This is a genomic window from Neobacillus sp. 204 (assembly GCF_046562815.1).
In the GTDB taxonomy this organism is placed as follows: Bacteria; Bacillota; Bacilli; order Bacillales; family Cytobacillaceae; genus Neobacillus.
Genome location: NZ_JBJORY010000016.1, coordinates 1 through 25,040, shown reverse-complemented (window position 1 = coordinate 25,040; position 25,040 = coordinate 1). Strand labels below are relative to the sequence as shown.

22 protein-coding genes, 13 tRNA genes and 2 pseudogenes are annotated in these 25,040 nt (G+C 38.5%); 9 read left to right on the top strand and 28 right to left on the bottom strand.

The window, feature by feature from the left end:
- Positions 1–305 precede the first annotated feature (305 nt).
- The 4 genes from ACJ004_RS25165 to garR all read right to left on the bottom strand — a co-directional run bounded on the left by ACJ004_RS25165 (position 306) and on the right by garR (position 5,109).
- Complete coding sequence (locus ACJ004_RS25165) at positions 306–887, bottom strand: nucleotidyltransferase family protein (RefSeq protein ID WP_410895867.1); 582 nt, start codon at positions 885–887, stop codon at positions 306–308.
- A 389-nt stretch (positions 888–1,276) separates the two neighbouring features.
- A complete protein-coding gene (locus ACJ004_RS25160; RefSeq protein ID WP_410895866.1) occupies positions 1,277–2,596 on the bottom strand; it encodes a gluconate:H+ symporter in 1,320 nt (439 codons plus the stop codon).
- Between the two features lie 180 nt (positions 2,597–2,776).
- A complete protein-coding gene (locus tag ACJ004_RS25155; protein ID WP_410895865.1) occupies positions 2,777–4,213 on the bottom strand; it encodes a four-carbon acid sugar kinase family protein in 1,437 nt (478 codons plus the stop codon).
- The gene (gene garR / locus ACJ004_RS25150) at positions 4,210–5,109 is read right to left on the bottom strand and encodes a 2-hydroxy-3-oxopropionate reductase (protein ID WP_410895864.1); all 900 of its coding nucleotides are present in this window, start codon (positions 5,107–5,109) and stop codon (positions 4,210–4,212) included. Before garR ends, ACJ004_RS25155 begins: the two co-directional genes overlap by 4 nt.
- A gap of 309 nt (positions 5,110–5,418) precedes the next feature.
- On the opposite strand from garR, the gene ACJ004_RS25145 reads away from it, so the two are divergent.
- Positions 5,419–6,042 (top strand): GntR family transcriptional regulator, encoded by a 624-nt coding sequence (locus tag ACJ004_RS25145; RefSeq protein ID WP_410895863.1) that lies wholly within the window; start codon positions 5,419–5,421, stop codon positions 6,040–6,042.
- Positions 6,043–6,366: 324 nt separating this feature from the next.
- On the opposite strand, the gene ACJ004_RS25140 is transcribed toward ACJ004_RS25145, so the two are convergent.
- Positions 6,367–7,311: an alpha/beta hydrolase gene (locus ACJ004_RS25140; RefSeq protein ID WP_410895862.1), complete on the bottom strand. Its 945-nt coding sequence runs from the start codon at positions 7,309–7,311 to the stop codon at positions 6,367–6,369.
- A 37-nt stretch (positions 7,312–7,348) separates the two neighbouring features.
- Positions 7,349–7,633, bottom strand: a complete 285-nt coding sequence (locus ACJ004_RS25135) for a dehydroquinate synthase/iron-containing alcohol dehydrogenase family protein (RefSeq protein WP_410895861.1) — start codon at positions 7,631–7,633, stop codon at positions 7,349–7,351.
- Positions 7,634–8,024: 391 nt separating this feature from the next.
- Here ACJ004_RS25135 and ACJ004_RS25130 point away from each other — a divergent pair, with 391 nt between their 5' ends.
- Entirely contained in the window at positions 8,025–8,465 is a 441-nt protein-coding gene (locus ACJ004_RS25130; RefSeq protein WP_410895929.1) for an iron-containing alcohol dehydrogenase, read from the top strand.
- Between the two features lie 891 nt (positions 8,466–9,356).
- On the opposite strand, the gene ACJ004_RS25125 is transcribed toward ACJ004_RS25130, so the two are convergent.
- The 6 genes and pseudogenes from ACJ004_RS25125 to ACJ004_RS25100 all read right to left on the bottom strand — a co-directional run bounded on the left by ACJ004_RS25125 (position 9,357) and on the right by ACJ004_RS25100 (position 14,944).
- Positions 9,357–9,593 carry a hypothetical protein gene (locus tag ACJ004_RS25125; RefSeq protein WP_410895860.1) on the bottom strand — a complete coding sequence of 79 codons (237 nt, stop codon included), beginning with the start codon at positions 9,591–9,593 and terminating at the stop codon, positions 9,357–9,359.
- A 683-nt stretch (positions 9,594–10,276) separates the two neighbouring features.
- Positions 10,277–11,126 (bottom strand): annotated as a pseudogene (locus ACJ004_RS25120) (transposase).
- 413 nt (positions 11,127–11,539) lie between these two features.
- Complete coding sequence (locus tag ACJ004_RS25115; RefSeq protein ID WP_410895859.1) at positions 11,540–11,737, bottom strand: hypothetical protein; 198 nt, start codon at positions 11,735–11,737, stop codon at positions 11,540–11,542.
- Positions 11,738–11,824: 87 nt separating this feature from the next.
- Positions 11,825–13,219: an amino acid permease gene (locus ACJ004_RS25110; RefSeq protein ID WP_410895858.1), complete on the bottom strand. Its 1,395-nt coding sequence runs from the start codon at positions 13,217–13,219 to the stop codon at positions 11,825–11,827.
- The gene (locus ACJ004_RS25105) at positions 13,216–13,821 is read right to left on the bottom strand and encodes a YitT family protein (protein WP_410895857.1); all 606 of its coding nucleotides are present in this window, start codon (positions 13,819–13,821) and stop codon (positions 13,216–13,218) included. The genes ACJ004_RS25110 and ACJ004_RS25105 overlap by 4 nt, the downstream gene beginning before the upstream one ends.
- The gene (locus ACJ004_RS25100) at positions 13,802–14,944 is read right to left on the bottom strand and encodes an aminotransferase class V-fold PLP-dependent enzyme (RefSeq protein WP_410895856.1); all 1,143 of its coding nucleotides are present in this window, start codon (positions 14,942–14,944) and stop codon (positions 13,802–13,804) included. Before ACJ004_RS25100 ends, ACJ004_RS25105 begins: the two co-directional genes overlap by 20 nt.
- Before the next feature lie 61 nt (positions 14,945–15,005).
- Here ACJ004_RS25100 and ACJ004_RS25095 point away from each other — a divergent pair, with 61 nt between their 5' ends.
- Positions 15,006–15,668, top strand: a complete 663-nt coding sequence (locus ACJ004_RS25095) for a Crp/Fnr family transcriptional regulator (protein ID WP_410895855.1) — start codon at positions 15,006–15,008, stop codon at positions 15,666–15,668.
- A gap of 168 nt (positions 15,669–15,836) precedes the next feature.
- Here the strand turns inward: ACJ004_RS25095 and ACJ004_RS25090 are convergent, their stop codons facing one another.
- Together ACJ004_RS25090 and ACJ004_RS25085 are read right to left on the bottom strand one after the other, a co-directional pair.
- Positions 15,837–16,607, bottom strand: a complete 771-nt coding sequence (locus ACJ004_RS25090) for a cyclase family protein (protein ID WP_410895854.1) — start codon at positions 16,605–16,607, stop codon at positions 15,837–15,839.
- Positions 16,608–17,041: 434 nt separating this feature from the next.
- On the bottom strand, positions 17,042–18,352 hold the full coding sequence (locus tag ACJ004_RS25085) for a Crp/Fnr family transcriptional regulator (RefSeq protein ID WP_410895853.1): 1,311 nt from the start codon (positions 18,350–18,352) through the stop codon (positions 17,042–17,044).
- A 206-nt stretch (positions 18,353–18,558) separates the two neighbouring features.
- On the opposite strand from ACJ004_RS25085, the gene ACJ004_RS25080 reads away from it, so the two are divergent.
- The 6 genes from ACJ004_RS25080 to ACJ004_RS25055 are packed head-to-tail and all read left to right on the top strand — an operon-like array spanning position 18,559 to position 22,469.
- Positions 18,559–19,134, top strand: a complete 576-nt coding sequence (locus ACJ004_RS25080) for a 2-oxoacid:acceptor oxidoreductase subunit gamma family protein (protein ID WP_410895852.1) — start codon at positions 18,559–18,561, stop codon at positions 19,132–19,134.
- Positions 19,131–19,436 (top strand): 4Fe-4S binding protein, encoded by a 306-nt coding sequence (locus ACJ004_RS25075; RefSeq protein ID WP_410895851.1) that lies wholly within the window; start codon positions 19,131–19,133, stop codon positions 19,434–19,436. Before ACJ004_RS25080 ends, ACJ004_RS25075 begins: the two co-directional genes overlap by 4 nt.
- On the top strand, positions 19,437–20,699 hold the full coding sequence (locus ACJ004_RS25070) for a phenylglyoxylate dehydrogenase (RefSeq protein WP_410895850.1): 1,263 nt from the start codon (positions 19,437–19,439) through the stop codon (positions 20,697–20,699). It abuts the gene before it with no gap.
- Positions 20,699–21,739 carry a thiamine pyrophosphate-dependent enzyme gene (locus tag ACJ004_RS25065; RefSeq protein ID WP_410895849.1) on the top strand — a complete coding sequence of 347 codons (1,041 nt, stop codon included), beginning with the start codon at positions 20,699–20,701 and terminating at the stop codon, positions 21,737–21,739. Before ACJ004_RS25070 ends, ACJ004_RS25065 begins: the two co-directional genes overlap by 1 nt.
- A complete protein-coding gene (locus ACJ004_RS25060; RefSeq protein ID WP_410895848.1) occupies positions 21,727–22,017 on the top strand; it encodes a hypothetical protein in 291 nt (96 codons plus the stop codon). The genes ACJ004_RS25065 and ACJ004_RS25060 overlap by 13 nt, the downstream gene beginning before the upstream one ends.
- Before the next feature lie 32 nt (positions 22,018–22,049).
- Positions 22,050–22,469, top strand: a complete 420-nt coding sequence (locus tag ACJ004_RS25055; protein ID WP_410895847.1) for an acyl-CoA thioesterase — start codon at positions 22,050–22,052, stop codon at positions 22,467–22,469.
- A 381-nt stretch (positions 22,470–22,850) separates the two neighbouring features.
- Here the strand turns inward: ACJ004_RS25055 and ACJ004_RS25050 are convergent.
- From ACJ004_RS25050 to ACJ004_RS24985, 14 genes and pseudogenes are all read right to left on the bottom strand, one after another.
- Positions 22,851–23,355 (bottom strand): annotated as a pseudogene (locus tag ACJ004_RS25050) (DDE-type integrase/transposase/recombinase); the annotation flags it as partial.
- A 381-nt stretch (positions 23,356–23,736) separates the two neighbouring features.
- Positions 23,737–23,818: transfer RNA gene (locus ACJ004_RS25045), tRNA-Leu, on the bottom strand.
- Positions 23,819–23,871: 53 nt separating this feature from the next.
- Positions 23,872–23,942 (bottom strand) — tRNA-Trp (locus tag ACJ004_RS25040).
- A gap of 3 nt (positions 23,943–23,945) precedes the next feature.
- Positions 23,946–24,030: transfer RNA gene (locus ACJ004_RS25035), tRNA-Tyr, on the bottom strand.
- A gap of 24 nt (positions 24,031–24,054) precedes the next feature.
- Positions 24,055–24,147: transfer RNA gene (locus ACJ004_RS25030), tRNA-Ser, on the bottom strand.
- Positions 24,148–24,168: 21 nt separating this feature from the next.
- Positions 24,169–24,245: transfer RNA gene (locus tag ACJ004_RS25025), tRNA-Met, on the bottom strand.
- Positions 24,246–24,267: 22 nt separating this feature from the next.
- Positions 24,268–24,343, bottom strand: a tRNA-Ala gene (locus tag ACJ004_RS25020).
- A 20-nt stretch (positions 24,344–24,363) separates the two neighbouring features.
- Positions 24,364–24,440 (bottom strand) — tRNA-Pro (locus tag ACJ004_RS25015).
- Positions 24,441–24,446: 6 nt separating this feature from the next.
- Positions 24,447–24,520, bottom strand: a tRNA-Arg gene (locus ACJ004_RS25010).
- Positions 24,521–24,544: 24 nt separating this feature from the next.
- Positions 24,545–24,633 (bottom strand) — tRNA-Leu (locus ACJ004_RS25005).
- A gap of 5 nt (positions 24,634–24,638) precedes the next feature.
- Positions 24,639–24,713 (bottom strand) — tRNA-Gly (locus ACJ004_RS25000).
- A 36-nt stretch (positions 24,714–24,749) separates the two neighbouring features.
- A tRNA-Leu gene (locus tag ACJ004_RS24995) sits at positions 24,750–24,834 on the bottom strand.
- 22 nt (positions 24,835–24,856) lie between these two features.
- Positions 24,857–24,932 (bottom strand) — tRNA-Thr (locus tag ACJ004_RS24990).
- A 21-nt stretch (positions 24,933–24,953) separates the two neighbouring features.
- Positions 24,954–25,029: transfer RNA gene (locus tag ACJ004_RS24985), tRNA-Val, on the bottom strand.
- Between the last annotated feature and the right edge of the window lie 11 nt (positions 25,030–25,040).

The following is a 25,040-nucleotide window of genomic DNA, read 5'->3' as shown; positions in this document are numbered from 1 at the left end:
ATATTATTAATTGAAGCCTCTTCCTACGATTTTATAAATCAGAATGATATTTTATGATTAATTTCATTCAAGAATTTTGTTGTTTTAATTATATTTTAATATCGGGAAGCTTAACCTATTTATGTAAGAGTGTTTGACATAGTATTTTCATTTCATTTGCTTATTCTTTTCCGCTTCATTCAGCATCGTTTTAAAAAAACACTAATAAAAAACGCAGCCACATCCGATCTGCCCGTTTGCACTAAAACAAGCCGATTGAGTTAAGCTGCACCTAATAAATACTTATAAAATTATTTGGAGATACATTAGTGATAATATTGAACTGCTGTTTGGTAATCCTCCGGTGTATCCATGTCCATCAGTACTCCCGGATCCTCTACATTTAGATACTTCTTTTCATAACTGTTAAGGACCACACGCAAATTACTCTGTGGATTGGTCTCGAGAATTTTCTGTTTCACTTCACTTGATAATTTGATAGGGTGACCACCTTTATAATGAAAGCTGGGAATAACTACGTTCCCTTTGTGTTCTGCGATTAGCTGAACAGTCTCTTTTTTAACAAGAGGACAATCTCCGGGTGTAATAAAGAAGGTTGGGGCATTTACTTCGTTACAGCCCTTTTGAATGGAACTAAACATTCCCTGGTTAAAGTTTTCATTGTAAACAAATTTTATCTGAAATGAATAAGCATTTTTATTGTTGATTTTTACAATTTCCTCTTGGATGAGTTCCGCTTGAAACCCAGCTACGACGATGACCCTGCTGCATAATCCTTCAAATTTAGAAATCGTTTGCTCCAACACGCTCATTTTCCCCAGTGGCAAAGTCATTTTAAATGCATTCGCTCGGCTGGAATATCCAGCAGCTAGGACAATTGCTTCCATTTTTATCACCTTCTATCTATCAATTTATCTTACCCTATTAGTCTTGTAACTTTATTCCCGCATCGACTACATTCCCGATCCTGAGTAGATACTCTCTCATCTTATTTCCAGTTCTAACCTTCAATGACATTTTCTTTAATAATCCTTATTATAAATAATTCTTTTTTTAACGTCACTGATTTGATAAGTAGAGCTTCCAGCGCACTCCATTTGGAAGCAGTCGCTAATATTATATTAAAAGAAGGCAACTAACCCAATGGGCAGTTGCCTTCACATGTTCTAGTAACTGATTAATAAAGCTGTATTAAATATGGAAAGCCACAAGTGATCTTCTCAACCCGAGAATGAGGACTTGCGGGGTCAATTCCTTTATGTTTAGGACATTTTTTCTAAATAAACCTATCTAAGATTAAGACACCAACGAGTCCGACTAAAGAAATAATCGTTACCATAACGGACCAGGTTTTAATGGTTTTTCCAATAGTAAGATTAAAGTATTCCTTATAGATCCAGAAGCCAGCGTCATTCACGTGTGAAAAGGTAACGCTTCCTGCACCAGCAGCTAATACCATCAATTCTGGACTTGCACCTGTTGAAGCGACAAGAGGTGCAGCAATACCTGCTGCGGTCATACCTGCTACTGTTGCAGAACCTACTGCGATCCTTAGGATTGCTGCGATCAACCAAGTTAAAAGCAGCGGTGAAAGAGTAGATCCGGCCATTATATCAGAAATATATTTGTCAATATGGCTGTCAATCAATACTTGTTTGAACGCCCCTCCAGCAGCAATGATTAATAGAATCATCCCGATTCCGCTTACAGATTCACCAAGAGATTGCATAATTTCCGGCATTTTTTTACCAAGATTTAAACCAAATGTAAAGATGGCAACTATGACTGAAATTAAAAGGGCAATATTCGCATTACCGATAAAATCAGTTACCGATGCAATGGCTGTTTCAGGTGCAAATATTTCTACTATCGCTTGTAACGCTATTAAAATAACAGGTAAAAGAGCAGTGAAAAGACTGATTCCGAACTTAGGAAGTTCTTCTTCTTTAAATTTCTTAGGATTGAATAGTCCTTTTGGAATTTCGATTTCTAATGATTCTTTTTTAAATAATTTTGTATAGACGGGACCTGCAAGAATAAATGCAGGAATCGCAATGATGATTCCCAAAATCATCGTTAAACCGATATTTGCACCAAAAACATTTGCAACAGCAGTTGGACCAGGGTGCGGAGGTACAAATCCATGCATGGTGATCAGCGCAGCAATTACTGGCATACCAAGATATAGGACTGGCACTCTAGCAGCTGTAGCAATGGTAAATACTAATGGAATTAAAACAACAACTCCAGTTTCAAAGAATAAAGCGATTCCAACAATAGCCGCTGTAATAACTGCAGCCAGCTGAACTCTTTTTTCTCCAAAGGCATTAATCAAAGTTGTCGCGATACGCTGAGCACCGCCTGAATCGGTCATTAACTTACCAAGAACGGCACCAAAGATAATAATCATGGTAAGATGTCCAAGTGTTCCGCCAAGACCAGCTTCAATGGATTCGACTGCCTCAAGCGGTGTCATTCCTTCTAGAATTCCTACCGCTAGCGAAACAATAATTAGTGATACGAAAGCGTTTAATTTTAAGCCCATCATTAATACTAATAACAGGGCAACCCCTAATGTAACTGAAATAATTGGCATTTCTTCTCCCTCTTCTCCTTTGTGGCTTCATATAAAGAGGCCGCCTCCGTAAGGAGCTTACTCAAATTCTATAATCTAATTCTTGTGATTATTAATTCTTACTGAAAGACTATAGGATGAGTGTTTACTCCTTACTTCAGGGCCAAACCATTTTTTTGAAAAATTTATTCCCCTTTTGGATTACTTTTTACTTAGCATTTCAACAACTTCTCTTAAATCTGTTTTTGTCCCAACGTTTCCTGGGAAGATAACATATGAAATTCCCGGAAACTTACTTTCGCTGCCTGTTGTCCAGACTGGTATTCCAGGTCGAATTTGACCTGCTACTGTCGCTCTTTTCACTTCTAGACCGTTTGTCCCAATATCACTTGAGGTAATACCGCCTTTAGCAATAATATAGGAAGGTCTTACTTCTAACCGTTTTACGATACTTGTAACGGCATCGGAAATTTTCACAGAAAGTTTTAATTCCTCTTCTTTTTTGCCTTCTCCGAGATCCATTCGTTCTCTTCTTGTATAAACGGCAACATTTTTTCCTTCAATAATAAGCTTATTAGTCGTCTCTACTACTCTATCAAGTTCTTTTTCGAATTTTTCTGGTTCTAGTACAAGATGAACATTGAATTCAATAAATTCAACGGCATACGACTTTTTCAGCTCTTCAAATTGTTCTGTCGTTTTTTTAACATGCGAGCCAATAATGACTAATCCGCCATTGTTGGTGTTTTCACTCATGATTTCCTCCCGAGTGAGCAGGTTTTTATCGCTTACGCCTCCGATTACTTTCGTTAGTGCGGCTGCGCTTCTGAACATGAAATTCTTTCCTTTATTCATCGCTCTAATTAAAGCGATGGTAAAGATTTTAACATCAGCATAATCAACGGCATTCACAATAACTTTATTAAAATCTTCCACTTTCAAAAGCTGCTGTTCAATCGTTTCAATATCAAGTGCACGCAGGCTATCAATCGAAATATACGTCATATTCTCGGCTATATATTCACCGTTCGATTTTTCCTCAGCCCACTCGCCTAAATGCGATTTGGTATAGCCGAAGGTACGGTCTTTCGCAAATTCTGTTTCCCCCGCAGGGACTAGGCACTCATCATATTGAACATAGTGGATATTATCGATTGTGAAGCGTCCGCCTTCTTTAAAGAATGGAAGGATTACCTCACCATCAAATCTCGCATCGGAGCTTGCTTCAACCGATTCTTTTAACACTTGAGTTTCGAGCGGGTAATGCCCTCTTAATGTTGAATCACCGCGGCTGATAATGGTAAAATCGCGATTGTTTCTCTTCGCAGCTTCAACAATATTAGCGGCAATTTCTTGATGCGCTTTTGTTGTTTCTGCAGCTGTAAATCCACGTGAATTTGTTAAGATAAAGAACATGGAGTTCTCTTCTTGGAAGCCTTTGTCGATACTGTCCAAAGACCAATCTGTATAAACAGAAATTCCATGTACCGTTTGAACACCGGTTGGGTCATCATCCAGTACGATGATTTTTTTATTTAAATTCTTTAGTTCCTTTTCAATCATTTCATTCACAAGGGTTGTATCAACAGAAGGTATCTTGCTAAAAACTTCTTCTACTAATCTTTTATTTGAAATCATTGATTAGAACCCCTTACTTCAACATTTGCTAATTTTTCATAATGCTGAACGATACCGCCGTGATCATCCATTAATTTTCCATCCACTTTTAATGCATGGAAGATTTCTAACAGATGGCTTGATAATGGAAGCGGTACGCCAATTTCATGTGCAGTATCCATTACGTTCGTAATATCTTTCATATTGATGGCAATGGTTCCGCCTGGCGCAAAGTTTCTTTCTAGAATTAATGGAACTTTTGCATCAAGTACGGCACTTCCTGCTAACCCGCCTCTAATGGCTTGATACATTTTTTCAATATCAATTCCAGCTTTAGCTGCTAGAACAAGTGCTTCAGACATTGCCGCAATGTTAAGGTTTACAATTATTTGGTTCGCTAATTTTGCTGTAACCCCACAGCCGCTGTCTCCAACCAATGTAACCGCACTTCCCATATCAAATAGAATTGGTTTTGCTGCTTCGAATACGTCTTCCTTACCACCAACCATGATCGCTAATGTACCATCATTTGCTTTCGGTTCGCCACCGCTGACTGGCGCATCCAAAAACCCAACGCCTCTTTTTGCAGCTTCTTCTGCAAGTTCAATTGAAACAGCAGGGGTAATTGAGCTCATATCAATAATAATGGAGCCTTCTTTTGCTCCTGCTAAAATTCCATTATCACCTAAAACCACAGCTTGGACATGTTTCGATGCAGGAAGCATAGTGATAATAATTTCACTATTTTTTGCTACTTCTCTTGCTGAAAGTGCTTCTGTTGCACCTGCTTCCACTAGTGTTTGTACTGCATCTTGATTAAGATCATTAACCGTTAAAATATGTCCTGCTTTAATAAGGTTTAAAGCCATAGGTTTTCCCATTATTCCTAATCCAATAAAGCCGATCTTTCTTGTCATTCTGTGTTCCTCCATTCATGATGTTATGAAAAGTAATAACTACTTTAAAAAATGGACTAATACTCAATTTTTCCATCAGTCGATTTACTACTTTTGGAATTAATAGTTTGAAAGCAATCGCTTACATGATGTTCCATGACTAGATTGTATACTAAAAAATATATTTTGTATACATTTTTTATAATTTTTGTATACATTTTTATAAAAAACGTATACCTAAAGATGTTCTATTCTTCATTTTTATGTGATTTTTTTAAAAAAATTTGGTACTATTGATATAATTAGGAAATAGATGCAGAGGTGAATTTTGTGCTTGAAAGTAACAGCTCACGACCGGCGTATCATCATTGTTATGAAATCCTCCGTGATAAAATTTTAACTGGTGAGCTTCCAGGCGGTACCAAGGTAGTGGAAGAAAAGATCGCTGCTGAACTGGGCGTTAGTAGAACACCAATAAGAGAATCAATAAGAAAATTAGAAAATGAAGGACTTATTGTTAAAAAGAAAGTGGTAAAACCTACGGAGAAGGATTTACGAAACATGTTTAGTGTCCGGATTCTATTAGAAGGGTACTCAGCACGATGTGCAGCGAACTTTTTAAAAGAAAAAGAAATTGAAAAACTATACGAATATGTTGAGATTGGCAGGAAGGGGAATAAGGAAGAAATCATGTCCGCCAATGAAAGTTTCCATAATGATATTGTGAATGCAAGCAATAATCCCGTGATGATAGATATCATTGATCGGATGCAGGCGATTATTTACTTGTTTCGAAAAACCGTTGTTATATATAATCGTCCTCATCTTATTGATGAACATGAAGAAATTTATCATGCGATCAAGACTAGAGATGGAGAAAAGGCTGAATTTTTTATGAAAAAACACCTAGAAACTGACTTGAACTTTTATCTGCATGTGATGAGTAATGAATAATGGTGTTTCTGTATACCAGTTGATTTAAATAGTAAAAGTGCCCTCAGGCTCAGTTCTGAGGGCACTTTTTCATGAACGACGTAAAAATTTATTATTTGATAAGGCTCTTTTCGTAAACTTTGTTGCTTTTGGAGCTTAATAAGGGTCATGTACTAAGTTTCTTGGCAATTTTCGCAAATGTTCTTACGAAAAGATGCCACGAAGTATATATTTATACGGGTTGATTAACTTTATACGAAAAACAACAATCTTTGCGAGAATAGCCTTTGATAACAAGTGGACAAATTTCGTTTGCATTTCTACCATGCCCTGTACGCCGAACTGTTATAACAGCAAAAATTCTTTGATTTTATTAAAGACCTCATCCGTCTCCGGCAGAAGTGGAGGCATCGGATGCAGGGCAGGGAAAGCGTGCCACAGTCCATGGTATATATGTGTCCGCACATCAACACCATTCTCATGCATCTTTGCGGAGCATTCGAGCGTGTCAGAGCACAGCACTTCCGTATCTTCTGCGCAGAAATATGTCTTCGGAAAACCTGTGAAGTCGCCGAAAAACGGAGAAACGTCCGGATTGTCAAGCCTGTCTTCGTCCGCATAAAAACGTATTACCTCTCTTACCCCGTTTGGGAAGATGATATCCTTGCCAAGGTTGTAATGATGACTTTCAGATGACATATGTAGATTTGTCGAAGGTGAATAAAGGACGAACCCTATCGGCATCGGCTCACCATTTGCCTTGATTCGAAGTCCTAGAGAAAGGGCAAGGCAGCCGCCTGCTGAGTCACCTGCAATGATCATCTTCGCAGGGTCATAGCCGAGATCGTCAACGAGATAGCGATACGCTGCGGTGACGTCTGTGATTGCCGCAGGTTCGCGGTTTTTCGGCGCAAGTCGGTATTCGCAGCATGCCACGGGAAGGCCCAGCTTTTCGAGATGAATCATCGCGTTGCAGCGGTTGTACTTTCCATTGCCGCGAATGTAGCCACCGCCATGTAGATAAAAAACCAAGCGGTCTTCACCGACGTGTTTCGTTTCATCCTTATAGATATATAGCTTATTACCGCCTTTCATCTCAATGTCACTCCGCGTGATCCCTTGTGGTGTCGTATCGTCCAAGTAGTCCATCTCAACGCCCGGACCCATCGGGTACGCGGCTCTTAACTTAAGCATTTCCGGCTTCACGATTTCCGATGCCTCTTTGGAAGGCTCGCCGGCTGAATAAGTCAGCCACGGCGCATCTTGATACTTTTCAAACAATGGGTTCATGTCCTTACCTCCTATTCATTAATTATGGAATGAACTCTTACTCTCTCTCTGATTTTTCTACGATTACGCCGTCGAATGCAGATTTATAAATTTTATAGATATCCTCTTTTAATAAAGGCATTGGTCTACGAGCTGATATTCGTTTTTGTTCAATCGCATCATTTGTTAAACCTTCAAGCGCATCAACCGGTATGTTAAATCCTTTTAAAGTAGATGGAATATTTTCACCTTCTACTAATCTTTTTAATTCCCCTACACATCTATATGAAGCTTCTTCTTGTGATAGACTTACAGAGCTTAAGCCTATTGCATCATAAACCAAGAATTTCAGCAGTTCGTGTAAAATTTAATTCCTGGGACGCGATTCTAATAATCTCCAACTGCTTGATTTCCATGGTATTCACTCCTAAATCGATTTTACCGATGATAATCATCATAATGTTTCTATTTAGCGATTAAAGCATATTTGATAACATAATTATAAATCATTTATTCAATAATTAAAATTTTCACTAAAGAAAGGTTGGAACGTTTGAGACACGCATTTGACTTTAGCCTACCAACTAATATTAAAATAGGAGAAGGTTTACTAGCAGAAACTGGTAAGATAACAAGGAAGAGGGAAATAAGATTCTCATCGTAACAGATTCAGGCATAAGACGTACTGGAATTGCAGATAAAGTATGGAATTCACTTTATAAGAAGGTTTTTCTATTGAAGGGTTTGATTCCGTGGAACCGAATCCAAAAGATAAGGATTGCGAATTAGGAGGAGAGGTAGCAAGGCATTGGAAAGCTGATGTAATTGTTGCGGTAGGTGGAGGTTCTGTAATTGATTCCGCCAAAGCCATTGCACTCCTTCAAACTCATACCGGATGTATTCAGGATTTTAAGGGAAGTAACCGAGTTACAGGTAAAGTAACACCCATTGTGGCAATTCCTACTACTGCAGGCACTGGATCAGAAATTACGCATTCCACTGTAAACGGCCTTTCTGATAAAGAGTCTGCTGAACTTTTAGTAGAGGAATTAAAAATATTGGCTAAAGATATTGGAATTCCATCGTTTCATATCCTGCCATATGTTAAACTTTCAGTTTCCCCAACTAGCTGCCGTTTCTCATTCAAATGGGTCAACCCCAAGCAATTGCCGTGAAATAAACCAAGAAGATTATCTTAATCTTTTTTATAGGAATTATGAATAATAATTTAAAGGAGCAGTTAGTTAATCTGGCAACCATGTCAGGGACGAATGAAAAAAAGAGTTAAGCAGCTAGAAGATGATTCCTATATGTACCTGTTGCCCCTGCTGGTGTGCTGGGGCTTAGTTGCTTTTCATTCTGTCGTTTATGTTAATTACCTTACTACGTTTTATTATGTTTTCTTCATTATCCCTTGCTATTTGTTCAATTCCTCTTATTAAAGAATCCCTTAACCATAGTGTGTTAACAATGGATACTATAGCACCAATGACTACTATTAAAACTATCTCCATTATTCGATTACTTTTGGTATTCCACATGGAAAAAAAACCCTTTGCGTTATTTGTAAACTTAATGTGAGTTAAGTTAACTTCTTTTATTCTAGGTTAACGTATTTTTTTTGCTTACCCAAAACTTAGTCTCAAAAAATAAACAAGTAAAAAAGGCACCTTTAGCCTCTCTAAAGAAATAAAAAAGGATACTGCAATACCAGTACCCCCCTAAAGGTTAAAGTAGTCTAATATGAAAATTATAGCAAACATAAAAGATGCTAAATAATTTAATAGATAACTACCTCTTATTTCTTTTAATAAATAACTTTCAATTCCCGTTAATAAAAACATTAGTGAAAGTAATAGAGTACCAAATGAAGTATTGATGCCTGTGAAATACATTGAAAAATAACCGATTATTAAAACAAGCTGTAAATAAAAAAAGGGTTTTATCCTTTTCTTCTTTTTTTCAAATAATTTATCCAAAAGTCCCATTGTCAATCAATCCTAACCTAAAGTGTTAGTGCAATTATATACTACAAGTAAGGGCACTTTAAGTCAGCCCTAACCTTCCTATTCTTCATCAGGTTGGGTCAATACCTTTATAGTCTTGAATGCTGGAATCATCTTAAACCTTAAATCATAGTCCGATTGAAATATTTCCAACTCTTGTTCTGTCGCTGAAAATTGTATTGAAACAACATTATGCTGATCTAATAGGACATACGAATTGTCGTTTGAAAACAGCTTATATGATTTATGTGCTATCAGTGTCCATCCATTTAGTAGTTCATGACTTTTATTTGCCATTTCTACACCCCCTATTTAAGATTATAAGTTAAAGAAGGACTGTTAGACTATAAAATAATGCCCCCTTTATATTAGGGAACTAATGGATATTTTTATTAACAAGAATCCAGAGGACATTGAGGGCGTCACTTTTTACATACCCAAGTATAGCAATATATATTTTAATATCTAGAATTAAAATATGTGAAACATTGAAAGATAAAGTTTTTTTCAATGTTAATATATAAACAACGTCTTTTAATTTCAGCAAATGATAAATTCCTTCTTCAACTCCCTCAGTTTGATGCGATTAGCTCTCGAATGCTTACTTATTCGCAGGATTTCATAACCCTTGTAATTGGATTTACGGTTAATTGAAATGAGTTCAGATCACATTTTGGCTTCGTGAAGGCATAGTTAAAAACGGAGTCAGCTTCCACTCCATATTTTACCATATAATGCACATCTCCACGCCCCTGGAGGCTTTCCCTCCCATGTCTCAACGGGTCAATTGCCCTCTTATTCCTTCGTCATGCCTATCCAAGGGGTGGAGGCCAGTTATGCTAAACTGATGGGTCACAGTGCCCTTTTGTTGAAGAAACCTGGTACTCCTTACATATTTGAAATCCTAACGAATAAGACAACATTTAAAATAAAAGTTAACTATTTTAAAAGATACATTTTATATAATTAATGCTTTATTTCTATGCTGCTATTCGGGCTAATACTTGGACTTTACTTGGACAATAAGGCTCGTTTTGTCGTGCTATTCCTACAAAAATCTTTGCTAGTTTGCCTATCAGTTTCATGATTGACTTCATTTTCTTTAGCTTCTTTACCTTCACATTATGAGAATGGATGGCTTTAAACTCAGGGTTATTTATCACAAGACTCATAGTTGCTAAATAGAGGAATCGTGGTAATCTTGACCTACCACGCTTTGAAATGACAATCTGACCTTTCCACTTACATGAACTTGCTTCGGCTAGATGCAATCCCGCATGACGTAATAGAGAGTTTCCGTGAGAGAAACCACTTAGATCTCCTGATTCACCTAGTATCCCGGCTAATGAAATTTCACTTATTCCTTTAATCATAAGAGGTTTTTTTGCAAATGGTATTTTGTAGAGAACTTCTTTAACTTGTTGTTCAACTCTTTAGAGTTGTTTTACAGCGAGGTCATATTCCTCTAATAATTGTTCTAAATGGAATTTATAAGCATCTAGAAGCTTGTCCGGTCCCAATAGAGGATTTTGCTAGATTGATTAGTAATTGAGCCTTCTTGGGTCCTGTTTGTCGTTTCATTAAAGACTTCCAACCCCACTATTGTTGAATCTAAGTTTTTTAGTTTTTGTAAGTTTTGAATCTAGCTTAATAGTTTTAGAAACCCCTCTTCATTATTTTCAAACGTAAGAGGATCCCCAACTACAATTCCACGAAAGTTAACAGCACGAGCAACGTGTAATTGTTAGGCTATATCCACACCTACAAAAGATGTGTATCGGAAATTTTTTCAATTAGTTGATTTTGTTTGTCTTGCATTTTAAAATTCATAATAGGGCTTCCCCTTAAGACTTTGAGTTAGATTGGACTCTATACTCGTATCTTACTAAGGGGCTCTATTTTACATCATTTAAACATCTTTTTCATTTAAAACATTGCCTTCCACAAAACGGATTTGCTTCTACTGTATCGTCATACGACTACGATTCCGAACAAAGGGTGTCACTGAAAGAACTTTTTATAATACCTGTTCGATTAACTGCAAGCCCGTTGCACCAGTCGCTCCGAAAATTAAAATTTGCATGGAAGCTTCCTGTTAATTTTCTGTATCAAAACCCACTGCCTCACTTAGGTAACGCCATTTGGCATCCTCTTCTGCACGATGCTGTGCAGCTGCTGCTGCAAACTGTACAGCATCCGAACCAATTAATAAACGAAGTGGTACTTCTTCTAATTCTGTTTAATCAGAAATAAGTTCGCCAATTTTTTACAGGATTACTTGTCCCATTACCTGATGCTTCACGAACCATTTTCGCGAATTCACCAACCGTTTGTTGATATGGCTCACTAATTGGGGGAATTGACATTGATGAACCAGAAAAGTCTGTACGCATACCACCTGGCTCAATGATCGTTACTTTAATACGGTTACTGCACGTCACCTTAGCATCTCCATAAAAAATTCGCTCCACCTTCTCAAAAACATAAATCAAAAAAAGCTGAATCCAATTTCGATTCAGCATTTCAAATTAAGATTTTAGGTGTCTAGCGAAACCGGAAACGTTTTTACGACGTAATAGGTATGTTACGCTAATAATAATGATAAAAGGTAACCCGACAATCCATGCAACTCGGAAATCAGGTGAAAAGGCCATTGTAATAAGGATGGCGCTTAAGAATAGAATACCTATCCATTGCAATATGGGAAACAAAGGAGCTTTTACAGGTAGTGGTCCTGAATGATATAAATGAACGCTTTTTCTAAAATTCAAATGGCTTACTAAAATAATAATCCAGACTAGGATTCCTCCGAATAAAGCTACTCCAAACAGGTAATTAAAGGCCATAGGGCTAAAAAAGGACACTAGACTTGCTATCAAAACACCTCCGCTTGAAGCTAGAATAGCGTTAGTAGGTGTTCCATTTTTACTTAAATCGCCTAATGCTCTTGGAGCGTAGTTACCTCTGGATAAAGAAAAGAGCATTCGTGAAGTAAGGTAGAGGTTTGTGTTCATACTTGATAGAGCAGCCGTTAAGACAACAAAATTCATGATTCCTGCAGCATATCGGATTCCGGAGCTCTCAAACACTTTTACAAATGGACTTTCTTGTACAACATGTGCCCCTGCATGTGTCCACGGGATGACAGCAAGGATAATTGCTAGGGATAAAATATAGAATAGAAATAAACGAATGATCATCGTTTTCATTGCTTTTGGAACAGCTTTCTGTGGATTTTTCGATTCACCTGCTGTAACGGCAATAATTTCTACACCGTAAAAAGAGAATATGGCCATAATGATTCCCATCCAAACTCCTTTTAATCCATTTGGAAAGAATCCATTATTATCAGTGTAATGGTTGAACCCCAATGCATTTGAATGTCCTATTCCCAACACTACTGATATACCAAAAATAATAAATAGAACAATAGCAACGACTTTTATCATGGCAAACCAGTATTCGATTGTACCAAAATTACCTACAGAACGACTATTAACGTATATAATAATAGCCCCAAAACCAAGTGTCCATAACCAAACAGGAATGACAGGAAACCAATACTGCATATAAATACCTACCGCAACGGCTTCACTGCCGATTGCGATTACCTGCGCTGCCCAATATGTGTATCGAACGATATATCCTACCAAGGGATTAATATACATTTCAGCATACGTTCCAAAAGAACCAGCCGTCGGGTGAACAACAGCCATTTCAGACAAACTAAACATCATAATGACAGCGATACATGCGGTTATAACATAACTAAGGAGTACGCCTGGTCCCGCATAGCCAATCGCTATTCCGCTTCCCATAAATAATCCGGTTCCAATTGCTCCTCCTATCGCAATCATTGTTAATTGACGATCTGTAAGAGCACGTTGTAACCCCTCTTCTTGTTTTATTAAGTGTTCAGTCATAAAGTAGCCTCCTTATTCGTTTTGAATTGAATATACGCTAATGTCCAATCTACACTTTTTCCTGCGATGATCATGCTTACAAAGGTAAGAATCAAATGGTTCAATCCATCTGTAACAAAGGTCAAAATAAGTACACACCCGTTTATCATCATCATTGTTTTTCCAATGGTTAATTGAGGATTAATTTTTGCAATCACGACACTGGCAATATCCAGGCCTCCTGTTGTACCTCCAGCACGAATGACCATTCCTATTCCAATCCCAGAAAACAATCCACCAAAAATACAGCCTAGTATAGGAGATGTGAAAGTAGGAAGATGTGATAAAAAGGTCAAAAATAAAGTTAGTGAACCCATTCCAACAAAACTAAGAAGAGTAAACGTAAAACCTGCTATGCGGTATCCAATTAAAAACAAAGGAATATTGAGAATGAAATAAATAACACCTAAAGGCGTAGATAGAAATTTAGCAAGTATGACTGCAATACCACCTAATCCTGGAGCAGTAATACCATTGGGTTTTTGCAAAATATAATAGGCACAAGCTACAAGCAAAGTACCAGCCAGAATAGCCGCCACATTTTTACTGTGTGATAAGCGCATGGGAAACAGCCTCAATTGTTTTTACGATTTCTTCTTCGGTGTTATAGAAATGAGGAGCAATTCTAATCACATCATTTCGGGCTGAGACGATTATCCCCTGTGATTTTAAATGTTGTTCCATAAACGTTGCATTTTTTACCCGTATCGCTGTATTGCTTCCTTTTTGATGAAGATCTAAAGGACTTACAATTTCTAACTGGTGTTTTTGTGCCGTTTCAATGCAAACTTTAGATAATTGCTTTAAGTACTTCTCGATGTGATTTACTCCGATCTGATTTAGCAATGAAATTCCTGCTTGAGCGGCATAAGCATTGATCATTGGTGGAGTACCTGTATCGAATCTTCTTGTTCCTTCTGCGTAATCTAAAATCTGATTTGTAAACGCAAACGGATTTTGACGACTAAACCATCCAGTTGTAAGAGGTTCTAATTTATTAGCTAGCTCTCTTTTAATGTATAAGAAACAAATTCCCGGAACTCCCAGTAAAAACTTTTGTGCACCTGCAGCTAATGCGTCAATATCACTTTCTTTAACATCTATTGGAACACTTCCAGCAGACTGATAGGCATCGACAAATATAAAAGATCCATTACTATGCGCTAGTTCTGAAAGTGATTTTAAATCCTGCTGAAAGCCGTTATAATAAGATACATGCGGAATAGAAGTCACGAGCGTTTTCGAATCAATAGAGCTTTCGTAAGATTCGAATGAAATGGTATGGTCTTTTTCTTGAGGTACGAACGTTACATCTGCGTTTCTTCTTTCATGAGATAACCAAACATGACCAATGCATGGAAAATCAATATCTGTTGTTACCACTTTATTACGTTCCTTTGAAAAAGGAAGAGCACTTGCAAATGCAGAGGCAGCATCAGACACACTAGATAAAACAGCTATTTCATCAGGGTATGCATTGATTAATCTAGCAAAATCTACTTTTGCATTCTGTACTTGATCCATCCAACCTAACCAGTCCATGCCGTTGTCAGTCCAGCTTGTAAGATAAGAATTGATGGCTTCTTTAACTGGTATACTAATGGCACTTTGTGAACAGCTAGATAAATGGATTGCGTTCGTTAGTGTAGGAAACAATTCTCGTTGCTCTTTAAAAGGGAAATTCATATGAGTTCTTCCTTTCTATATAAAAAATCTTTTTTTCAGTCAGGTTGAAGGGGGTGTATTTGTGAATTTATGGGTAGAAAAAGGAATTTGGGATCCATCATTATTTCAAAACTATGGAACTATGAAAACTTACTCAAAAGGTGCTTGTTTATTTTTTCAAAATCAGCCCTTAACCGACATATATCTCGTTATCTCTGGAAGAATAAGGTCCTATTTACTGTCTCCTTCAGGAGGAGAGCGGCACTTGTTTGTCGTAGGTCCAAAAAGTATGATAGGAGAATGCAATGTATGGTCGAAGAATACTTATGATTATTGTGCTACTACCTCAACCATCGTTGAGGCTATCAAAATACCAAAAGCAATCTTTCAAGATATTGTCAAGAGTACACCCGGTTTTTTTGAAAAAACCCTACAATCCATGAGTCAAAAACAAAATACTCTACTAATACAAACTCATTTAATGAGCTTTTCAAACATTGAAGAGCGGGTGATGTTTATATTAGTTCAGTTGGCAGAAGCGTATGGACAAAGTATCGGAGATACGATTATCATAACGATTCCATTTACACACCATGAGCTATCTCAGATTGTTGGAGCTTCTAGAGTAAGCGTTTCCAATGTTATGAACTCCTTGCAGGATAAGGGGATTATTAGTAAAGCAAATAAAAATTATATCATTCATTCATTGGCCCATCTTCAACCCGAAACCTTACAATTAGTTTAGCCAATAAAACATGAAGATTCTGTAAAGCATTTTACAAAAAATTCAGAATTTTAATATTTTAGTTATTCTAAATAAAATGAGAGTTTCTATCCGTTAGCAAGAGAGTTGTTCCCGATTCACTGCTTGAGATTGAAAAAGTCGCCGTTCCAATCGAAGTGGCTCTCATCTTTAACGTGTCACTAACGCAATCGGCCGAATAGGACTTCCGCTTCCTCCCGTAATTTTTAGTGGAGTTGCAATAATGATAGCTCCTCGTGGAGGCAATTGATCGACATTTGCTAGTTGAACAAGACCATAGCGATTGGCTTCATGCATATAGTGATGATTAGGAAATGGAGGATCAAATAGTGCGGCAATTCCTGCATCCGTTCCAACCGTTTCAACACCTACTCCTAGAATGTCGCGTTCGTTAGCAAGAAATTGTGATGCTTCCTTTGAAAAACCTGGAGTATGCGGCATACCATCTAAACCGATATTAAAGAATTTTTCAGGATCCTGCCCATATTTACCCCATCCCGAATATAAAATCACCCAAGATTGCTCTGGTATATGTCCATAATTCTGTTCAAAAGAAAGGATATCTTCTTTCGTCAATAGATAGTCAGGATTGGCAGCGCATTGCTCTTTCACATCAATTACACAACCCTCTCCTATCATATTTTTGATGGGAATTGTATCCACTCCGTCTCTTTCGCGCCCGGTAATCCAATGGTTAGGCGCATCAAAATGGGTTCCGACATGCTCTCCTGCGACAAAATCATTCCAATACCACCCCGGTCCTGCATCGTCATAATTCGATAATCGCAGATACTTAAATCCACTGGTATTGGAAAATGGCTCTGGTAATTTAATAACAGGTGTTTGTTCATTAAGAGGTTGAGCCAAATCAATCACTTCAATTTCCCCACTTATAATACCTTTTAGCATGTTAACTAGCATAATAATCTCCCCTTTGTTTGAAATCTAAAATAGTGTTCTACTCTTACATCCCTTTTTATAAACCGGCAATCAAGTATCCTGAGGTTGCATCTATCCTCTCACTCTAGCCGCGCCAAACAAATACGGCCATATCATCTACATACCTTACCTGAACCATCCGATTTGTTCTAATTTTAGATAATATCTTTTAATAATACTATTAACTAATTAACGTTAATCCTGAATGAGTACGGAAGGTGCAGAGCAATTATTACAAGAAATCCAACATTCATTTAAACTAGTAAAATAAAAAAAATCCAGCTCTGTTTGACTGGATTATTTTCTTTGAACATTCATGTGGGGTTTAATCATGTACTCGTTAGTTTTCCAAAGAACTATTTTCTTTTGTAACGTTAAAAACATTCCATCCATGAAAGTTCTACCAACAATAGTAATCATACTGCTGCGTATTTTTTTAGCACATCTGGCCTGCGGATGATAAACCTTCTTTTATTAATATCAATCAATTGATCATATTTCCATTTTTTTATGATTTTATAAACGGTGATCCGGGTCAGACCTGCATAATCAGCCAATTCCTGCTGAGTAAGGTTAATTTCATTCGTTTGGCATGAATCCATTAATTGGAGAAGTGAAAAAGCTACTTGCTGTTCAGATGTAACCGTTCCCAAAATAATTCCGTCTAAAAGAATTTTTACTTTTTGAATAGCTGAGTTAGCAAAAAGAAGAAGGAAATCGGGGTACGTATTCATTAAATTTTTGTATTGATCAATTGTAAAATAGTAGACAACTGAGTCTTCTATTGCTATTGCAGAAGAAAAGTAAGGCATTTGGTCGATTGCCTGCTCACCAATCAAGAATCCTGATCCCCTAATATCCAAAATTCTCTCTCTTCTCTCTGATGTAGGAGTCAAAATTTTGATGAGCCCTTTATTTATAAAATAAAATCCTTTTCCGATATCACCTTGCTTATATAGAATTGATTTTCTCTTTACGAATTTCCTTTCCCCATATCTTAAGTAGGACTCCCATGAATTTAAGTTCTCTTTTTGTTGAGGGACCGCATGTACCCATGTAGCCTCCTTTGTACTGTAGTTGCAGTTTGCTTCAAAAGATAAAGTGGAATCATTCTTAAAAATAGATTCGATACGATCGATATCAAGAAGATAGATCGATCGATTGCCGATGTAAATCAAATCCTTTTTAAGCCACTGTTTCAGAATCTTATAGATACTGATACGAGAGGTTCCGATGTATTGTGCAAGTGAAGTTTGGTTTATGGGTATTTGGGAACTTCCATATTTGTGGTGAAGCTTATGCAGAAAATGCGCTATTTGCAATTCCACTGGGCTGTTTAATAAGGAGACGGTTTCAGCAAGTAAACGGATCTTTTGGATCAGTGAATTCATATACAGTATTCTTACAGATTCATGCTCTTTGTACATTTCTTGGAAAGTTTCATTTGAAAAGTAATAAAGAATGGACTTTGTTTCGGTAATGGCCGTTGTCATATATGGTTTTTCTAGAAATCCCTGCTCACCAATCAGAAAACCTTCAGGAATATAGTCGACGATTCTCTCAATTCCTTGATCGGAGAGAATTTTGATTGTCACCTTACCTTCTGCTAAATAATAAAAACCTGCTCCAAGCTCCCCCTGCCGATATAATAATTGATTTTTTTTTAGGTCACGCTTTTGGCCATAGAGTAAATAGGGCTTCCATTGATATCGAAGTAGGTTTTCCATTTTTTCACCCTTTCAACAATTAGCAGAAAAGAAGGAATAATCTAATAATACATCCAGTTTATATTATATTGAATTTTTATTATTTATCAAGAAAGTATTTTCCCCTAAGTGCACAATGATCGCTGTAAATATTCTTAATATTCGTTAAATAGTTTATATATTTAATCGCTAATCCACTTTAAAATGATTGAAAAAGGAGTGATGTTATGAAAGAAATCCGATTCCATGGGCGTGGTGGACAAGGTGCGGTGATGGCTTCTGAACTTCTTGTTCATGCCCTTGTTCATAAAGGCAATTATGGACAATCGATTCCCGCTTATGGGTTTGAACGGCGTGGGGCACCCCTGCAGGCATTTGTAAAACTTGATAATAAACCAATCAGGGAACGTGTTCAGGTCTATCAACCTGATGGCATTATTGTCTTGGATCAATCGCTAATGACACAAATTCCTGTGTATGAAGGATTGAAAGATAACAGTTTTGCTGTGGTTAACTCTAGCAAACAGTTGGATTTTGCGAATTCGCCACAAGAACTCCAACTTATGGCTTCAGTTAATGCGAATCGGATAGCCTTAGATATTTTCAATGCACCAATTACAAACACAATTTTGTTAGGCGCGTTTGCCGCCGCTACTGAATTGGTTGAGTTAGACTCCTTAAAACAGGCTATTAGCGATTTTTTTCCTGAAAAAATTATTGATAAAAACTTAAAAGCTGTAGAACGAGGATTTAAGGAAGTTTGTGTAATCAGGAAGTCAAATGTCTTAACGAAAGCGAAGTGATTGAGTTGAAACTAACAATAAAACTGAAGCAAATTTATAAAGAAACAGGTGATGACGTTGCATCTGTCGGAAGAGGTTTATACGTTGTAAATACTGGATTATGGCGCTATCAACGACCGGTAACAGATCCTGATTTATGCAAAAGATGTTCAGCCTGCTATATGTATTGTCCGGTTGGCTGCAAAATTGAATTATCAACACATTATGATACGGATTTAGATTGGTGTAAGGGTTGCGGGATATGTGCCGAGGTATGTCCGGCGAATGCCATTAAAATGTATGAAGAAAGGGGTGACGAATAGATGGGAAAAGTTAGTGTACTAAACGGGAACAAGGCGGCTGCATATGGTTCAAAATTAGCGAGAGTAGAATTGTTAGCTGCCTATCCGATCACTCCGCAAACTCCTCTTGTAGAGTATTTGGCAAATTTTGTATCAGAAGGAGAAATGGATGCGGATTTGGTTGAGGTTGAAAGTGAGCATTCGGCCTTGAGCGTTCTTCAAGGAGGTGTATTGGCAGGTGCAAGAACTTTCACAGGAACAAGTTCGCAAGGGCTTGCCTTAATGTATGAACCCTATATCAGAACAAGTACCATGCGGATGCCTATTGTCATGGCTTTGGTTACGCGAGAAGTGATTTCTCCACAAACCGTTTGGGGCGGCCAACAAGATGCGGTTACGGTTAGAGAGGCCGGATGGATCCAAATATGGTGTGAATCAGTACAAGAGATTCTTGATTCTGTCATTCAAGCTTATAAGATTGCGGAAAACAAAGAAGTCTTGTTGCCTGTAAATATCTGCTATGATGGTTTTTCGTTATCCCATATGGCTGAGAGGGTGGAAATCCCAGATCAGGAAGCTGTCGATCGATTTCTACCGAAACCCGATATTACCCATTTAAAATTAGATCCTGCTGCCCCCATGTCTGTTGACCCACTAACTGCAGGTCCCATGCTAACAGAATTCAGACATAAGCAAGTGAAAGCTATGAACAGGGCTAAGGAAGTCATTAAAGACGTCCACCAGGAATGGAAGGAACTTTTCAATCGCGAATATGGCGGCCTTATTGATACGTATCAGATGGAAGATGCGGAAATTGCTATGATTTGTTTAGGTAGTCCGGCAGGTACAACAAGAGTCGTTATAGATCAAATAAGAGAACTGGGTATCAAGGTCGGGATGGTACGCATTCGAGTGTTGCGGCCATTTCCTTCGGAAGAGATCCGTGAGGCACTCGCCAATGTAAAAGCGATTGGGGTAATCGATCGAAATGTTTCATTTGCTGCTGGTTATGGTGTTAGCTACTTGGAGCTGAAGCAAGCGTTTGGAGGCATGAGCATGCCGCCCATCTTAGATTTCATTGGTGGTTTAGGCGGTAGCGACGTCACCCTTGAGAATATACGTGAAGCAATTCTCCTCACTCAGCATGTATCCAGCGGAGGAAAGTGGAAGGATGTAACTTGGTTTGGACTAGATGAGATAGATCTCGTACAAATAAATGTCAGTAGGTTAGAGAAATTGAGTAAAATAGGCGGTTATGAAACGGTAAAAGGGGTGCTTAGCTAATGGGAGTCCATAATGGAGAGAGAGACAATTCAAACTATTCAACGATACCTAAAGGAGCAAAACCAACACTTGAAAAGAATGACTCCTTTTTCACCAGGAAACGGTTTGATTTTATTTTTAAAGAAGAAAAACAACTGAAAGAGGCATATAAGGAAATCACGAAAGTTGAAGACTTATTGTCCCCCGGCAATTCAGCCTGTCTTGGATGTCACGCCGAATTAGCCTTACGGACCACACTGCGCGTGCTTGGACCAAATACCATACTCGCGATTCCACCGGGTTGTATGGGTGGAATTGGAGTTGTAGGTTTCCAAGGAGGAGCAGGTACGAAAATTCCCGTTTTCTTTCCACTGTTAGACAATACGTCGGCAATGCTTGCAGGAATCAAGCGTGCATACCGCAGGCAAGGGCGGGATGATATTAATGTGGTCGCATTTGCGGGTGATGGCGGGACGGCCGATGCTGGTTTCCAATCCCTTTCCGGCGCTGCAGAGCGGGGAGAAAATATAATCTACATCTGCTACGATAATGAAGCTTATATGAATACTGGGGTTCAGCGCAGCGGAACCACGCCTAAATGGTCCTGGACACAAACAACACCTGTTGGTGAAGTAAGCCGAGGAAAGTCCCAAAAGGGCAAGGATATGCCGATGATTATGGCTCAGCATGGTATTCCCTATGTGGCAACTGCAAACCCTTCCTACATGCCGGATTATATTGAGAAGTTAAAAAAGGCTATGCAAGTGAAAGACGGGATGGCCTATATTCACTTATATTCAGCCTGCCCAACGGGTTGGAAGTTTCCAACCGAGAAGACCATTGAAGTCGGGAAGCTGGCTGTAGAGACCAATTTGTATCCATTGTGGGAATGCGAAAATGGAAAGTTTCGAATTACCCACAAGGAGAGAAAAAAACGACCAATTGGGGAGTATACCCAATCGATGCAAAAATATCAGCATTTAACAGAACATAATCTTTTGGAATTGCAAGAAGCGGTTGATAATAATTATAGAAGGTTGGAAAAGCTATGCAAAATGTAGCGAAAGACCATTCTAGTTTTCTAGTCGAAATTGAAGCAACTGCACACGCTTGGAGAATGCCTTTTGTTGCTCTTTTTGAAAAGCTATTTCGTGCTGGTGATGCAGTTCGGATAGGTAAAACCACGCTTTTTGTGAAAGATCATGCAGGTAATGTTCTCCATCAGGAGTATTATGGAAAATCACGCAAAGAAGCCTGGTATAGAAAACTTGAAATTGAACAAAAGATGACATCCATAAATAAAGAAGAATTTTTGAAATGGCTGACAGATAATAAGTGAGTATTTGATAAAAAACTTGGGAGGCTGTTGGAATGGTACAAAACACTGAAAACCTGATAGTTAATTGGGGTGACACAGATATGGCGGGGATCATCTATTATCCCAATTATTTTAAATGGTTTGATATAGGCAGCCTTCGGTTGCTTCAAAAAATCGGACTCCCCCCCAGAGAACTCATGTCCGAACAAAAAATCAGCTTTCCACTAATTGATGCGGGTTGTACTTGCTATAAACCGCTTTATTTCAACGATGAAATTCGTGTAGAAACAAAGATCATCGAAGTGAATAACAAAACATTCAAGTTGGAGCATGAGGTTTATCGGGGAGATGAATTAACCGGAAAAGGACATGAAGTACGGGGATGGGTTAGCTTTTCTGAAGAAAAAATCAAAGCCTATCCTATCCCTAAGGATGTGAGAAAGAAATTAACTCAAGTAGAAATAGAAGTTTAATATGAATAATTTCATGGCGAGTCGATGAGACGTATGACATACCACAGGGACGTTTCTAATGGTTTTTAATGTGGTTTTTGCCACCTGAACCGTCCCCATGGTCTTTTCCAATTAGTTAGGCATAAAAAATACACCTCATATAGGTGCTGGTTTCTTTAATAGAATGATGCTGTTGGGATTCCTACTTAAAATCTTTCGATGTAAAATCAAGCGTTAAAACTCTAACATGTTTTTCTTGATCAGGTTGGCTCATCATTTTAGTTGCTAATTCTGGTTTTCGAAAACAAAATAATTCTTTGTAAAATCCAAACTTATTAAAAATTTCTGGTCTTACCGAATGTATTCCACATCTATTATTATGTAAATCATAAAATGCTAGCCCTTAATAAACTCAGTCTTGATAATTTTAAACGTTGCCTCGGCAACTGCGTTGTCATAAGGACACCCTTACATACTTAAAGAACGTTGAATATTAAATGTCTCTAATTCTTCTTCTATTTGCTTATTGTCAAATTCTCTTCCACGGTCGGTATGGAATACTTGTATTTTACGATGATTCCCTCTTAATAGATGCAAAAGCACGATAGACCAGTGCTGCATCCTTATTCGGTCCTATGCTGAACCCAATAATTTCTCGGTTAAAGAGGTCAACATGTCCTTGTTTTTTTTCGACTTTAATCTTACGAGTCCATAATTTTGGCGACTCTCATGAAAGATAGTCATAATTAATGTTGTAATATCATCCTCTAAAGCCCTTTCTTTTGCTTCATAATTAGTAGGTACTTCGTGGGAGTTATAGGACTTTGCACATTGCTGATATTAAGTATTTGTGTTGGTTATTTTTAATCACATTTACTTTCGTCCTAGTAACAGCACGGCTTGCTTTAAAATATCGTTCTCCATTTGTAGCTCTTTATTTTCTTTTCTAAGCTTAGCTAGTTCTTTTTGTTTCAGGTGTTTGAGTGTCCGTGAATGATCCAGAAGTTTGAATTTGACTTACCCACCTATCTAAAGACGCGGGAGTAAGGTCCTACTCTCGAAATAATATCTTAATCTCGCAGTATGCTTTGAGGCATTGTGCTGCTACATGCTTCACAGCTTTACCTCTTCTTCTGATAACGCACCTCTTCTTGCCATAATTCCACTCCTAAGCGTAAGATTTAGCACGTACGATTTTGGTGTTTGGAATCTTATGCGAAGTAAACAAAAAAGACTTCCAACAAATGTTGAAAGCCTTGATGTATAAGGATTCTCTCCTTACTAGTGATACCGGTGGTCGGGGTCGAACCGACACTCCAGAAGGAACACGATTTTGAGTCGTGCGCGTCTGCCAATTCCGCCACACCGGCATAATAAAAAATTTCATAGAAAAACTATGAAATTTTAGTTGAGATTCATTTAACAGGGGCAGTAGGAATCGAACCCACACTGAAGGTTTTGGAGACCTTAGTTCTACCTTTAAACTATGCCCCTAAATGGTGGAGGGGGACGGATTCGAACCGCCGAACCCGGAGGGAGCGGATTTACAGTCCGCCGCGTTTAGCCACTTCGCTACCCCTCCACATATAAAAACAAATAATAAAACTGGAGGAGGAAGAGGGATTCGAACCCCCGCGCGGTGTTACCCGCCTGTCGGTTTTCAAGACCGATCCCTTCAGCCAAACTTGGGTATTCCTCCAAAAATATAAGTTGAAGTCTTTGGTAGCGGCGGAGGGGATCGAACCCCCGACCTTACGGGTATGAACCGTACGCTCTAGCCAGCTGAGCTACACCGCCATAATATCATCTTTAAATTAATTGGTGGAGTCTAGGGGGATCGAACCCCTGACCTCCTGCGTGCAAAGCAGGCGCTCTCCCAGCTGAGCTAAGACCCCAAACTATTTTAAACAAAAACTGGTCGGGAAGACAGGATTCGAACCTGCGACCCCTTGGTCCCAAACCAAGTGCTCTACCAAGCTGAGCTACTTCCCGTTAAAGTGCGCCCTGAGAGATTCGAACTCCCGACCTTTTGATTCGTAGTCAAACACTCTATCCAGCTGAGCTAAGGGCGCATATATGGTATTAATTAACTTAAGTGGTGCCGAGGACCGGAATCGAACCGGTACGGTAGTCACCTACCGCAGGATTTTAAGTCCTGTGCGTCTGCCAGTTCCGCCACCCCGGCACTTTTGGAGCGGAAGACGGGATTCGAACCCGCGACCCCCACCTTGGCAAGGTGGTGTTCTACCACTGAACTACTTCCGCAATTATGGTGAGTCGTTTTGTTTTCGCAAAAAACTTTGGTGCGGGTGAAGGGAGTCGAACCCCCACGCCTTGCGGCGCCAGATCCTAAGTCTGGTGCGTCTGCCAATTCCGCCACACCCGCATATTTTATCTAAAAATTAAAGTGGTGCCGGCGAGAGGACTTGAACCCCCAACCTACTGATTACAAGTCAGTTGCTCTACCAATTGAGCTACCCCGGCGTAATGTATGAGTGGTATATATGGTGGAGGATGACGGGATCGAACCGCCGACCCTCTGCTTGTAAGGCAGATGCTCTCCCAGCTGAGCTAATCCTCCATATAAAAACC